Here is a 12684-nt window from a genome sequence, read left to right on the forward strand (position 1 = left end):
GCACACGAAAGTGCCGCGCCCCCACAGGCTAGAACCTGGGGGGCGCGGCATCCATTCCAGGCCCGGTGCTGCACCCGTGACAGGGGCCACACCGGGTCGGGCAGGGGTCTAGCTCTCGGGACGCTCCTCCGGAAGGGCTTCCGTGGACGTACCGAGGTCCTTCGACGTGATGTCCTTCGGAGCGATCTCCGCAGGGCCGGCCGAACCATTGGCGGTGGTCGAGCCGTTGGTGAGGGCCAGCTCCTTCGGAGACAGCACCGGCGGACGCGTCGAAGGCGTGCGCCGGGCCGAACCGGTCCACGCCGGCCGGGCCGGACGCTTCACGATCGGGGCGAAGATCTCGGCGATCTGGTCCTTGTTGAGCGTCTCCTTCTCGAGGAGCTCGAGGACCAGGGCGTCGAGGATGTCGCGATTCTCGACGAGAATCTCCCACGCGTCGTTGTGCGCGGTCTCGATGAGCTTCTTGACCTCTTCGTCGACGAGCGCCGCGACCTCTTCCGAGTAGTCGCGCTGGTGGCCCATCTCCCGGCCCACGAAGGGCTCGGTGTTGTCGCCGCCGAACTTGATCGCGCCGAGGCGCTCGGTCATGCCGTACTGCGTGACCATCGCGCGGGCCGTGGCTGTGGCCTTCTCGATGTCGTTCGCGGCACCGGTGGTCGGGTCGTGGAAGACCAGCTCCTCCGCCGCGCGCCCGCCCAGCATGTACGCCAGCTGGTCGAGCATCTCGTTGCGCGTCGTGGAGTACTTGTCCTCTTCCGGGAGCACCATCGTGTAACCGAGGGCGCGGCCGCGGGAGAGGATCGTGATCTTGTGGACCGGGTCCGACTGGGGCGAGGCCGCCGCGACCAGGGCGTGTCCGCCCTCGTGGTACGCGGTGATCTTCTTTTCCTTCTCGGACATGATCCGGGTCCGCTTCTGCGGACCCGCCACGACGCGGTCGATGGCCTCGTCGAGCATGCTGTTGTCGATCAGCTTCTTGTTGCTGCGCGCCGTGAGGAGCGCAGCTTCGTTCAGCACGTTCGACAGATCGGCACCGGTGAAGCCGGGCGTACGACGGGCGACCGCGTTGAGGTCGACGTCGGGGGCGACCGGCTTGCCCTTCTGGTGCACCTTGAGGATCTCCAGGCGGCCCTGCATGTCCGGGCGGTCGACGGCGATCTGCCGGTCGAAGCGTCCGGGACGCAGCAGCGCCGGGTCCAGGATGTCCGGACGGTTCGTGGCGGCGATCAGGATGACGCCGCCCTTCACGTCGAATCCGTCCATCTCGACGAGCAGCTGGTTGAGCGTCTGCTCGCGCTCGTCGTGACCGCCGCCCATACCGGCACCGCGGTGCCGGCCCACGGCGTCGATCTCGTCGACGAAGACGATCGCCGGAGCGTTCGCCTTGGCCTGCTCGAAGAGGTCCCGGACTCGCGAGGCACCGACACCGACGAACATCTCGACGAAGTCGGACCCGGAGATCGAGTAGAACGGAACTCCCGCTTCACCCGCGACTGCGCGAGCGAGCAGGGTCTTGCCCGTACCGGGCGGCCCGTACAGCAGGACGCCCTTGGGGATCTTGGCGCCGACGGCCTGGAACTTCGCCGGCTCCTGGAGGAATTCCTTGATCTCGTACAGTTCCTCGACGGCCTCGTCCGACCCCGCCACGTCGGCGAAGGTCGTCTTCGGCGTGTCCTTGGTGATCAGCTTGGCCTTGGACTTGCCGAACTGCATGACCTTGGAGCCGCCACCCTGCATCTGGTTCATCAGAAACAGGAAGACGACGACGATCAGGACGAAGGGCAGCAACGAGAGGAGGATCGAGACGAACGGGGACTGCTTCGACGGCGAGACGGTGTAACCCTTCTCGATGTCACCGCTCTCGAACTTCTGCTGCAGCGTGTCGGCCAGTTCGACGCCCTGGTTACCGATATAGCTCGCCTGGAACTTGCTGCCGGACTCGCCCTTGAGCTTCTGGCCGTCCTTCAGCTCGATCTTGAGAATCTGTTCGTCACCGGTGGTCAGCTTGGCCTGCTCCACCTGGTCCTTGCTGATCGCCTGGATCACCTTGCCGGTGTCCACCGTCTTGTAGCCGCCGGACGAGCCGACGACCTGCATCAACACGACCACGGCGAGGACGGCCAGCACGATCCACATGACCGGCCCACGGAAGTATCGCTTCACGTCCATCCATACGGAGCGAAGTCGCCCCGTCCCTCCTGCCCGTAGGTAAATGCTGCTGTGAGAAAAGACTGTTCTTCGGACGGTACCCCAGCATTGTCACCCGCGACCGCAGGGGACGTCCGACAAACCCGCCTTCGAAGGCTCCAACGGCGGGAGGGCGGTGAGGGTTCCCCGGAGTCCGACCGGGTTCGGCCGGGACCGTAGGGGCGGGTCTCAGCCGCCGTACACGTGCGGGGCGAGCGTGCCGACGAAGGGGAGGTTGCGGTACTTCTCCGCGTAGTCCAGCCCGTAGCCGACGACGAACTCGTTGGGGATGTCGAAGCCGACCCACTTCACGTCGATCGCGACCTTCGCGGCGTCCGGCTTGCGCAGGAGCGTGCAGACCTCCAGGCTCGCCGGCTCACGCGAACCGAGGTTGGTCAGCAGCCAGGACAGCGTCAGACCGGAGTCGATGATGTCTTCGACGATCAGGACGTGCTTGCCCTTGATGTCGGTGTCGAGGTCCTTGAGGATCCGGACGACGCCCGAGGACTGGGTGCCCGCGCCGTACGAGGAGACGGCCATCCAGTCCATGGTGACGGGGGTGGACAGCGCACGCGCCAGGTCCGCCATGACCATCACCGCGCCCTTGAGCACACCGACGATCAGCAGGTCCTTGCCCGCGTACTCCGCGTCGATCTTCGCGGCCAGCTCGACGAGCTTCGCGTCGATCTCTTCCTTGGTGAGGAGCACCGACTGAAGGTCGGTACCCATGTCCTTCTCGTTCACCCGCGTCTCTTTCTCTGCCTGCCGGACCCGGGCTTCCCCGGGCCGGACGGGCCGTCTCGCCTGCACGTCAGCCGCTTGCGCTTCAGCTCTGCCGAATCACCAGTCTGCCACCCTGCCGCCGTGCCTCGACGCGGCCGGGCAGGTTGATGGCCCCCTGGCCCCGCCAGCCCGTGATGAGCCGGTCGACTTCCTCGATGTGCCGGGCGAAGAGCGAACCGGCGGGGGACCCGGCCTCGATCAGGGCCCGCCGCAGCACGCGGCGGCGTACCGCGGGCGGCAGGACCGAGAGCTTGGCGCACTCCAGCCGTCCGTCGTCGTCACGCACCGAGCGGGCGGCCTCGGCGGCCCAGGTGTCGAGGGCGTCGGCGTCGTCGCGGGAGAGCTGGGCGGTACGGGCGAGGGCCCCGACGACCCCCTTGCCCAGCGCCTTCTCCAGGGCGGGCAGGCCCTCGTGGCGCAGCCGGGAGCGGGTGTAGGCGGGGTCGACGTTGTGGGGGTCGTCCCAGACGGGGAGCGACTGGACCATGCAGGCCTTGCGGGCGGTCTGCCGGTCGAGTTGGAGGAAGGGGCGGCGGTAGCGGCCCTCGGGGCCGGAGGCGGCGGCCATCCCGGAGAGCGAGCGGATGCCCGAGCCGCGGGCCAGGCCGAGGAGGACGGTCTCGGCCTGGTCGTCACGCGTGTGGCCGAGGAGGACGGCGGCGGCGCCGTGGCGCTCGGCGGCGGCGTCCAGCGCGGCGTAGCGGGCATCACGGGCGGCGGCCTCGGGGCCGCCCTCACGGCCGACGCGGACGGCGACGGCCTCGACCGGGTCGAGTCGCATCTCGGCGAGGCGGGCGACGACCTCACCCGCGCGGAGGGCGGAGCCGGGCTGGAGATCGTGGTCGACGGTGATGCCGCCTGCCCGGACAGGAAGTTTGCGCGACTCGAAGGCGAGTGCGGAGGCGAGCGCCATGGAATCGGCACCCCCGGAGCAGGCGACGAGCACCAGCGGGGTGTCGGGCCGTTCGGGAAGCGCGGCCCGTCGGCCGCCGGCCCCGGCTTCGGCCAGCTCGGCGTGCCCGGCCTGTTCGGTGTGGCGGTTGTATTCGGTGACGACGTCGTGGAGTACGCGGCGGACCGCCAGGCGTATCGCCGCGACCGCAGGATGGGGACCCATGTCCGGTGCCCTTCGGATGGAGTTCTGGGGGTGTGCCTCGGAGCGCCGGGACGAAGGTCCCGTCACTCAGAGTGCGTCGATGGTGACAGAGCCAAGCTGTTCATCGAGCATTGCACGCCATCCCGTGCCCCTATGGTCCCCCGGATGGGTGATTGAGAGGGCGCCCTCCTGCCGTCGCGCCGGCCGCGGTCAGGAATCCGTCCTGCGGTGCACCCTCGCGACCCAGTCCGCGGGGGCCGCGATCTCCGCCTTCGTGGGGAGGGTGTTGGGGGAGGTCCACACCCGGTTGAAGCCGTCCATCCCGACCTCGTCGACCACGGCCCGGACGAACTTCTCGCCGTCGCGGTACTGACGCAGCTTGGCGTCGAGGCCCAGCAGCTTGCGCAGCGCCAGGTCGAGACGGCTCGCCCCGCGCGCCCTGCGCTGCTGGAACTTCTCCCGGATCTCGGCGACGGAGGTCACCACGTCGGGGCCCACCCCGTCCATCACGAAGTCCGCGTGCCCTTCGAGCAGGGACATCACGGCGGTGAGACGGCCGAGGATCTCGCGCTGCGCGGGCGTCTGGACGATCTCGACGAGGCTGCGCCCGCCGTCGTCGCCGTCGTCCCCCTGCTCTCCCTCGGGGCGGCTGCCGCCCGAGAAGGACTGGGCCGCCTCCCTGAGGCGTTCCACGACGGTCATCGGGTCGACATCGGTCTCGTCGAGGAACGACTGGATTTCGCCCTGCAGATGGTCGCGGAGCCACGGCACGCCGGTGAACTGGGTGCGGTGGGTCTCCTCGTGGAGGGCCACCCAGAGCCTGAAGTCGTGCGGATCGACGCCGAGTTCACGTTCGACGTGGACGATGTTGGGAGCGACCAGGAGCAGCCTGCCGCCGCCGTTGGCGGAGGCCGGGAGCTCCCGGGTGGCGGGGGCGAAGGTCTCGTACTGCCCGAGGACCCGGGAGGCCAGGAACGACAGCAGCATGCCCAGCTCGACGCCGGTCACCTTCCCGCCGACCGCACCGAGCACCGCACCGCCGGGGCCGCCGCCCCGCCGGTCCTGCATCTTCCCCAGCAGGGGGCGCAGCAGCTCACGGAAGCCCGCGACGTTGGCCCTGATCCAGCCCGCCCGGTCGACGACCAGGACCGGGGTGTCCTCGGGTTCGTGCCCCTCCGGGATCATCCGGGTGAACGAACGGACATGCTCCTCCGAGGCCTTGGCATGCCGACGGAGCTCCGCGACGACGGCGCGGGCCTCCTCGCGGCTGATCTCGGGACCCGGCCGCACCAGTCGGGTCGCGGTCGCGACCGCGAGATTCCAGTCGACCATCTCGGCACCACCGATGCTCGTCATGCGTCAACCGTACGTGAGGTGGTCGTCCGGTGGTGGGGTGTCAGCCGCTCACCGGGTGCCGGTGACGAGGGTGGTGGCCAAGGCGTCCAGGGTGGATTCCGCCTCGGACGGGGATGTGGTGCCGGAGGCGAGGAAGGCGAAGGCGAGCAGACGGCCCTGCGCGTCGAGCGCCGTGCCGGCGAGGGCGTTCACCCCGGTGAGGGTGCCCGTCTTGGCCCGGACCACGCCGGTGCCCCGGGAGTCGGCGGGGTACCGGTCGTCGAGCGTGCCGGTGAAACCGGCCACCGGGAGGCCGGTGAGGACGGGGCGGAGCTCGGGGTGGTCCGGATCGGCGGCGAGCGCGAGCAGGCCGGTGAGCAGGCCCGCCGTCACCTTGTCGGCGCGGTCGAGGCCGCTGCCGTCGGCGAGGTTCGCGCCGGCCAGCGGCAGCCCCAGCTTCTTCAGCCGGTCGGTCACGGCGCGCCGGCCCCCTGCGAAGGAGGCGGGCTCACCCGCCTTCAGGGCCGTCTGGCGGACCAGTGCCTCGGCGATGTCGTTGTCGCTGTTGGCCAGGGCCCGTTCGACCAGGGCGGAGAGGGGCTCCGACAGGTGTGTCGCCACCGTCCTGGATCCCTTGCCGGCACGCCCCGGGGAGGGCTCGGACCCGGTGGTCACGCCCGCGTCGTCGAGCAGACCGGCGAAGGCGCGGGCGGCGTCGCCCGCGGGGTCGTCGGTGCGCGGGGCGGGGCCCCGGTCGCTTCCGTCGAGACGGCCCCCGCCGACCATCAGCGCGCTGACCGGCGTGATGTTCTCGTTGGGGCCGATGGGGTGGAGGGCGGGTCCGGAGTACCTGGACGTGTCGTACGTCAGCTCGACGTCCCCCGTGCCGCTGTCGCGCAGGGCGCGCGCCGTGTCGGCGGCCAGACCGCGCAACGCGGCCTTGTCCAGCGTGGGGTCGCCGCCGCCGACGAGGGTGACGGTGCGGGAGTCGGCCGACGCACGGACCGTCGTGGCGATGCGGTGCCCGGGGCCGAGGGCGGAGAGCACGGCGACGCCCGTGGCGATCTTCACGGTGGACGCGGGTGTCATGGGCGTGTCCGCACCCTGTGCGTACAGCTCCCTGCCGGTGGCCGTGTCCACGACGACGGCGGTGCGCACGGTGCCGAGGGCGGGCGTGCCCAGCAGGGGCGCGAGGACGCTCTTCAGGCTGCTCGCGCCCACCGGGTCGGTCACGCCGGCCGAGGCTCCCAGGGGTGCCAGGACGGCGGGGGCGCTGGGGGCGGGCCCCGGCCCGGCGGGCGTGGACCGTTGGTGATGTGCGCCACCTGCGCGCTCCTGGGCGGCAGCCCGGTCCTGCTCGGCCTTACGCTGACCGGAGTCCCAGGGACCGGCGGCCAGGACGGCACCGGCGGCGACCACCAGGCCGAGCACCGCGGAGCCTGCGGCGAGCTGCCAGTCGCGCGACCCGCCCGCCCGCTTCAGGTACTTCGAGTCCTTCCACTTGCCCCACCTGTTCAACGGTTCGTCCGTCGGTCTCTCCACCGGCTCGGCCACCGTTGACCAGCCCCTTTCGCGAGCACTCATCTGCGTGAGGGACACTTAACCACCAGTCGTATGTGTTGATCATGGAGGAGCCACCCGTGGAGTTCGACGTCACCATCGAGATCCCGAAGGGTTCGCGGAACAAGTACGAGGTGGACCACGAGACCGGTCGGATCCGCCTGGACCGTCGACTCTTCACCTCGACCAGCTACCCGGCCGACTACGGCTTCGTCGAGAACACCCTCGGCGAGGACGGCGACCCGCTGGACGCGCTGGTCATCCTGGACGAGCCGACCTTCCCCGGCTGCCTCATCAAGTGCCGCGCCATCGGCATGTTCCGGATGACCGACGAGGCCGGCGGCGACGACAAGCTGCTGTGCGTCCCGGCGTCCGACCCCCGGGTGGAGCACCTGCGCGACATCCACCACGTGTCGGAGTTCGACCGGCTCGAGATCCAGCACTTCTTCGAGGTCTACAAGGACCTGGAGCCGGGCAAGTCCGTCGAGGGCGCCGACTGGGTCGGCCGCACCGAGGCCGAGGCCGAGATCGAGGCCTCCTACAAGCGTCTTGAGGCGCAGGGCGGCGCGCACTGACGTAGTCCCTCCGGTTCCGCTTCCGGGCGGGACGGCGCGGACTGCGGCGTACTGGGCCGACCGGCCCTGCTGACCGTACGGAACGGGCGGCGCACCATTCACCGGTGCGCCGCCCGTTGTGCGTGGCGGCCCATGTCCGTGCCCATACTGGGCAGGAGCGCTCCCAGAACGCGCCGTCAAGGAGGAACGAGGTCGAGTGGTGGCGGAACAGGGCGGTCCCGAGGACCAGAAGCCCCAGTCCGACGAGGCACGCAGCGCCTTTGTCCCACCGGCCGGTGTGGAGCAGCCGCCGACGCCTTCCGAGGACGACCACCCCACATCGGAATTCGCCCTTCCGGCCGGTCTGCACACTGATCCGTCGGCGGGCCCCGGCTCGGGCCAGGGTTCCGCTTCCGGTCCGGGCGGCGGTGCCGACGCGCCGGCGTCCGCGTTCGTCCCGCCGAGCGGGTACAACGCGCAGCACCAGCAGCCCGTCTTCACTCCGGCGCACGGTATCCCGATGGTCCGGCTGACCAAGGAGGCTCCCTGGCAGGACCGGATGCGCACGATGCTGCGGATGCCGGTGACGGAGCGTCCGGCGCCGGAGGGTGTGCAGAAGACCGACGACTCGGGCCCCGCGGTGCCCCGGGTGCTCGACCTGACGCTGCGTATCGGGGAACTGCTGCTCGCGGGCGGGGAGGGCGCCGAGGACGTCGAGGCGGCCATGTTCGCGGTGACGCGTTCGTACGGGCTCGACCGCTGCGAGCCGACGGTCACCTTCACCCTGCTGTCGATCTCGCACCAGCCTTCGCTGGTCGAGGACCCGGTGACGGCGAGCAGGACCGTACGCCGCCGGGGCACGGACTACACCCGGCTGGCCGCGGTGTTCCGGCTGATCGACGACATCACGACCACGGAACACGTCGAGGTCTCGCTGGAGGAGGCCTACCGCCGGCTGGCCGAGATCCGCCGTAACCGGCACCCGTACCCGGGCTGGGTGCTGACCGCCTCCGCCGGGCTTCTCGCCGGTTCGGCATCGGTGCTGGTCGGTGGTGGTGTGCTGGTCTTCCTCGTGGCGGCAGCGGGCGCGATGCTCGGGGACCGGCTGGCGTGGCTGTGTGCCGGGCGCGGGCTGCCGGAGTTCTACCAGTTCATGGCCGCGGCCATGCCCCCCGCCGCGATGGGCATCGCGCTGACCCTCACCCACTCGACGGATGTCAGGCCGTCCGCGGTGATCACCGGTGGACTGTTCGCGCTGCTGCCCGGGCGGGCCCTGGTCGCCGGTGTACAGGACGGACTGACCGGCTACTACATCACCGCGGGAGCCCGGCTCCTGGAGGTCATGTACTTCTTCATCGGCATCGTCGGCGGGGTGCTGCTGATGCTCTACCTGGGCGTTCAGCTCGGCGCCCAGCTGAACCCGGAGGCACGGTTCGTGCCCAACGACCGGCCGGTGGTCCAGATCCTGGCGTCGATGGCCCTCACCCTGGCCTTCGCCATCCTGCTCCAGCAGGAGCGGTCCACCGTGCTCGCGGTGACCCTCAACGGAGGCGTGGCCTGGATCATCTACGGGGCGATGGCCCGCACCGGCGGGATCTCGCCGGTGGCGGCGACAGCGGTGGCCGCGGGCCTGGTGGGGCTGTTCGGCCAGCTGTTCTCGCGCTACCGGTACACCTCCTCGTTGCCGTACATCACGGCGGCGATCGGCCCCCTGCTACCTGGTTCGGCGACGTACTTCGGTCTGCTGGGTGTGGCCCAGAACGAGCTGGACACGGGGCTCGCCTCGCTCTCCACCGCGGTGGCGACGGCGCTGGCCATCGCCATCGGGGTGAATCTGGGGAGCGAGATCTCACGGCTGTTCATGCGCGTGCCGGGCGGGATCGGGGGACCTTCCCGCCGGGCGGCCAAGCGGACACGCGGCTTCTGACACGCGAAAGGCGCCCCGGTCCCTTGCGGGATCGGGGCGCCGTACGTGTGCGGCCGGTCAGCGCTTGGCGTGCCGCCCGCGCTGGCCGGACCCACCCTGGTCATTGCCCGGACCGCCCGCGTCCGGGCCGCCGTACGGGCCGTTGCCCTGGCCGCCGTCGTACGGGCCGTTCCCCTGGCCGCCGTCACCGTACGGGCCGTTGCCCTGACCGCCGTCGTACGGGCCGTAACCCTGGCCGCCGTCACCGTACGGACCATTGCCCCGGCCGCCGTCACCGTACGGGCCGTAGCCCTGGCCGCCGTCGTACGGACCCGACGCGGGGCCGTTGCCGCCGTAGGGGCCACCGCCGTACGGGCCGGAACCCGGACCGCCGTTGTACGGACCCGGACCGTTGTACGGACCCGCGCCCGGGCCGCCGTCCGAAGGGCTCCGGTCCTCCTGGCGCTCCGCGGCGCGCTCCTTCTTGCCCTTGCTGCGTGCCCGCAGGTACTCGATCACGATCGGCACCACGGAGATCAGCACGATCAGGATGAGGATCATCTCGATGTGCTCGTGCACGAAGTCGATCTTGCCGAGAGCGGCGCCGACGACCGTGACCCCGACGCCCCAGAGGATGCCGCCGATGATGTTGTACGTGATGAACGAGCGGTAGTTCATCCGGCTCACACCGGCGATGATCGGCGTGAAGGTACGGACGATGGGCACGAAGCGCGCCAGCACCAGCGACTTCGGACCGTGCTTCTCGAAGAACTCGTGGGCCTTCTCGACGTTCTCCTGCTTGAAGAGACGGGAGTCCGGACGCTTGAAGAGGGCCGGGCCCACCTTGCGGCCGAAGAGGTAGCCGACCTGGTCGCCGATGATCGCCGCCAGTGCGACCAGGGTGCAGACCAGCCAGAGCGGGTACTTCAGATCCCCCGTGGTCACCAGCAGACCGGTGGTGAACAGCAGGGAGTCGCCGGGCAGGAAGAATCCGATGAGCAGGCCGGACTCGGCGAAGACGATAAGCAGAAGGCCGGGAAGGCCGAACGTGTTGAGCAGATAGTCCGGGTCCAGCCAGCTCGGGCCGAGCGCAAGCGTATTCAAGGGTCCGGGCTCCAGGATCGATCGATGGCGGCTGCGTGGCCGCCCCAAGCTATCAACGCTGCGGAACGCCTCTGGGTTCCACTGGCGTAAGCAAGGATGCGCAGCGGACGAACCGGGGCAAAGCTGTCCACAGGAGGTGCCTTCCATGAGCATCGAGGACTACGGCGGCGGGCAGACGGCCCAGGCGGACGTCCTGGTCGTCACGACGAACGACGTACCCGGCCACCAGGTGACCCAGGTCATCGGCGAGGTCTTCGGACTCACGGTCCGCTCCCGCCACCTCGGCAGCCAGATCGGCGCAGGGCTGAAGTCGCTGGTCGGCGGCGAGCTGAAGGGGCTGACCAAGACCCTGGTCGAGACCCGCAACCAGGCGATGGAGCGGCTCGTCGAGCAGGCGAGGGCACGCGGCGCCAACGCGGTGCTGATGATGCGTTTCGACGTCAGCGAAGCGGCCGACGTGGGCACCGAGGTCTGCGCCTACGGAACAGCGGCCGTGATCAGCAGGTCCTGACCGCCCCCGGCACGCCCCCCACCCGGCTCCGCATCCTGGAGGTTCCCACATGCCCGTGTCCGTCAACGTCGCCGTCGTCCACTACTCCTCCACCGGCACGATCTCCACGATCGCCGAGGCCATGGCGAAGGACGCCGAGAAGGCCGGTGAGCGGGTCGTGAAGTTCGCCCGTGCCGTCAAGGCCGGGCTCGCGGCCGAGAACTGAGAGGACGACCCGCCCATGCCGCTCCACCGGGGTACACACGATGCGCCCAGGACCGAGGAACACCGCCGGCTCGCCCTCAACCCGTTCTTCGGCGAGGCCGACCCCACCGCCTCGATGGACACCGCGCCGCCCACGCACCGCCTCCCGGACGGTCCGTTGCCGCCGTCGTCCGCCTACCGGCTGGTCCACGACGAGCTGATGCTCGACGGCAACTCCCGGCTGAACCTCGCGACGTTCGTCACCACCTGGATGGAGCCCCAGGCCGGTGTGCTGATGGGCGAGTGCCGGGACAAGAACATGATCGACAAGGACGAGTACCCGCGGACCGCCGAGCTGGAGCGGCGCTGTGTGGCGATGCTCGCCGACCTGTGGCACGCCCCCGACCCGGCGACCGCGGTGGGCTGTTCGACCACGGGGTCCAGCGAGGCCTGCATGCTGGCCGGGCTGGCGCTCAAGAGGCGCTGGTCGACCAGGAATTCCGACCGCTATCCGGCGACCGCCCGGCCCAACCTGGTGATGGGCGTCAATGTGCAGGTCTGCTGGGAGAAGTTCTGCACGTTCTGGGAGGTGGAGGCGCGCCAGGTCCCGATGGAGGGCGAGCGCTTCCATCTGGACCCGCAGGCCGCGGCCGAACTCTGCGACGAGAACACCATCGGCGTGGTCGGCATCCTCGGCTCCACCTTCGACGGTTCCTACGAGCCGATCGCGGAGCTGTGTGCGGCGCTCGACGAGCTGCAGGAGCGCACCGGACTCGACATCCCCGTCCATGTGGACGGGGCGTCCGGGGCGATGGTGGCCCCGTTCCTCGACGAGGACCTGGTGTGGGACTTCCGGCTCCCCCGGGTGTCGTCGATCAACACCTCGGGGCACAAGTACGGTCTGGTCTACCCCGGTGTGGGCTGGGCGCTGTGGCGCTCTCCGGACGAGCTTCCGGAGGAGCTGGTCTTCCGCGTCAACTACCTCGGTGGCGACATGCCGACCTTCGCGCTGAACTTCTCCCGGCCCGGCGCACAGGTGGTGGCGCAGTACTACACCTTCCTGCGGCTGGGCCGGGAGGGCTTCCGGGCCGTTCAGCAGGCCTCCAGGGACGTGGCCCGCCGGCTGGCGGCGGAGTTCGAGAACCTGGGCGACTTCCGGCTCCTCAGCCGGGGCGACGAGCTCCCGGTGTTCGCCCTGACGACCGGCCCCGACGTCCACGCGTACGACGTCTTCGACGTGTCGAGACGACTGCGTGAGCACGGCTGGCTGGTCCCCGCGTACACCTTCCCCGCCAACCGGCAGGACCTGGCGGTGCTGCGGGTGGTCTGCCGCAACGGGTTCTCCTCGGACCTCGCGGAGATGCTGCTGGAGGACGTGCGCAGACTCCTGCCCGAACTGCGGCGCCAGCCGCATCCGTTGAATCGCGACCGGGCCACGCAGACCGGGTTCCACCACTGAGGCCCT

9 protein-coding genes and 2 pseudogenes are annotated in these 12684 nt (G+C 70.2%); 5 read left to right on the forward strand and 6 right to left on the reverse strand.

Features of this window, described 5'->3' with window-relative positions:
• Positions 1–108: 108 nt before the first annotated feature.
• The 5 genes from ftsH to dacB form a co-directional block, all read right to left on the reverse strand.
• Complete coding sequence (gene ftsH / locus OG927_RS14800; protein ID WP_124281993.1) at positions 109–2169, reverse strand: ATP-dependent zinc metalloprotease FtsH; 2061 nt, start codon at positions 2167–2169, stop codon at positions 109–111.
• Between the two features lie 207 nt (positions 2170–2376).
• On the reverse strand, positions 2377–2916 hold the full coding sequence (hpt, locus tag OG927_RS14805; RefSeq protein WP_014155504.1) for a hypoxanthine phosphoribosyltransferase: 540 nt from the start codon (positions 2914–2916) through the stop codon (positions 2377–2379).
• Between the two features lie 97 nt (positions 2917–3013).
• A complete protein-coding gene (tilS, locus tag OG927_RS14810; RefSeq protein ID WP_056793468.1) occupies positions 3014–4087 on the reverse strand; it encodes a tRNA lysidine(34) synthetase TilS in 1074 nt (357 codons plus the stop codon).
• A 189-nt stretch (positions 4088–4276) separates the two neighbouring features.
• Complete coding sequence (locus OG927_RS14815; protein WP_056793467.1) at positions 4277–5422, reverse strand: zinc-dependent metalloprotease; 1146 nt, start codon at positions 5420–5422, stop codon at positions 4277–4279.
• A 48-nt stretch (positions 5423–5470) separates the two neighbouring features.
• Entirely contained in the window at positions 5471–6955 is a 1485-nt protein-coding gene (gene dacB / locus OG927_RS14820) for a D-alanyl-D-alanine carboxypeptidase/D-alanyl-D-alanine endopeptidase (RefSeq protein ID WP_056793466.1), read from the reverse strand.
• A gap of 86 nt (positions 6956–7041) precedes the next feature.
• Here dacB and OG927_RS14825 point away from each other — a divergent pair, with 86 nt between their 5' ends.
• Together OG927_RS14825 and OG927_RS14830 are read left to right on the forward strand one after the other, a co-directional pair.
• Complete coding sequence (locus OG927_RS14825) at positions 7042–7536, forward strand: inorganic diphosphatase (RefSeq protein WP_018959738.1); 495 nt, start codon at positions 7042–7044, stop codon at positions 7534–7536.
• A gap of 196 nt (positions 7537–7732) precedes the next feature.
• Entirely contained in the window at positions 7733–9442 is a 1710-nt protein-coding gene (locus tag OG927_RS14830) for a threonine/serine exporter family protein (protein WP_209470248.1), read from the forward strand.
• Positions 9443–9823: 381 nt separating this feature from the next.
• Here the strand turns inward: OG927_RS14830 and OG927_RS14835 are convergent.
• A pseudogene (locus OG927_RS14835) lies at positions 9824–10525 on the reverse strand (DedA family protein); the annotation flags it as partial.
• 145 nt (positions 10526–10670) lie between these two features.
• On the opposite strand from OG927_RS14835, the gene OG927_RS14840 reads away from it, so the two are divergent.
• The 3 genes and pseudogenes from OG927_RS14840 (at position 10671) to OG927_RS14850 (ending at position 12678) form a co-directional block, all read left to right on the forward strand.
• A complete protein-coding gene (locus tag OG927_RS14840; protein ID WP_056793463.1) occupies positions 10671–11036 on the forward strand; it encodes a YbjQ family protein in 366 nt (121 codons plus the stop codon).
• 49 nt (positions 11037–11085) lie between these two features.
• Positions 11086–11193 (forward strand): annotated as a pseudogene (locus OG927_RS14845) (NAD(P)H dehydrogenase); the annotation flags it as partial.
• Positions 11194–11256: 63 nt separating this feature from the next.
• A complete protein-coding gene (locus OG927_RS14850) occupies positions 11257–12678 on the forward strand; it encodes a glutamate decarboxylase (RefSeq protein WP_056793461.1) in 1422 nt (473 codons plus the stop codon).
• Positions 12679–12684: the final 6 nt, after the last annotated feature.

The sequence above is a fragment of the Streptomyces clavifer genome, from assembly GCF_036345975.1.
In the GTDB taxonomy this organism is placed as follows: domain Bacteria; phylum Actinomycetota; class Actinomycetes; order Streptomycetales; family Streptomycetaceae; genus Streptomyces; species Streptomyces clavifer.

What these genes read in the sequence shown, in the direction of transcription:
- tilS (WP_056793468.1), bottom strand. Translation starts at nt 4,087, where the DNA reads ATGGGTCCCCATCCTGCGGTCGCGGCGATACGCCTGGCGGTCCGCCGC.
- OG927_RS14815 (WP_056793467.1), bottom strand. Translation starts at nt 5,422, where the DNA reads ATGACGAGCATCGGTGGTGCCGAGATGGTCGACTGGAATCTCGCGGTC.
- OG927_RS14850 (WP_056793461.1), top strand. Translation starts at nt 11,257, where the DNA reads ATGCCGCTCCACCGGGGTACACACGATGCGCCCAGGACCGAGGAACAC.
- hpt (WP_014155504.1), bottom strand. Translation starts at nt 2,916, where the DNA reads ATGGGTACCGACCTTCAGTCGGTGCTCCTCACCAAGGAAGAGATCGAC.
- OG927_RS14840 (WP_056793463.1), top strand. Translation starts at nt 10,671, where the DNA reads ATGAGCATCGAGGACTACGGCGGCGGGCAGACGGCCCAGGCGGACGTC.
- ftsH (WP_124281993.1), bottom strand. Translation starts at nt 2,169, where the DNA reads ATGGACGTGAAGCGATACTTCCGTGGGCCGGTCATGTGGATCGTGCTG.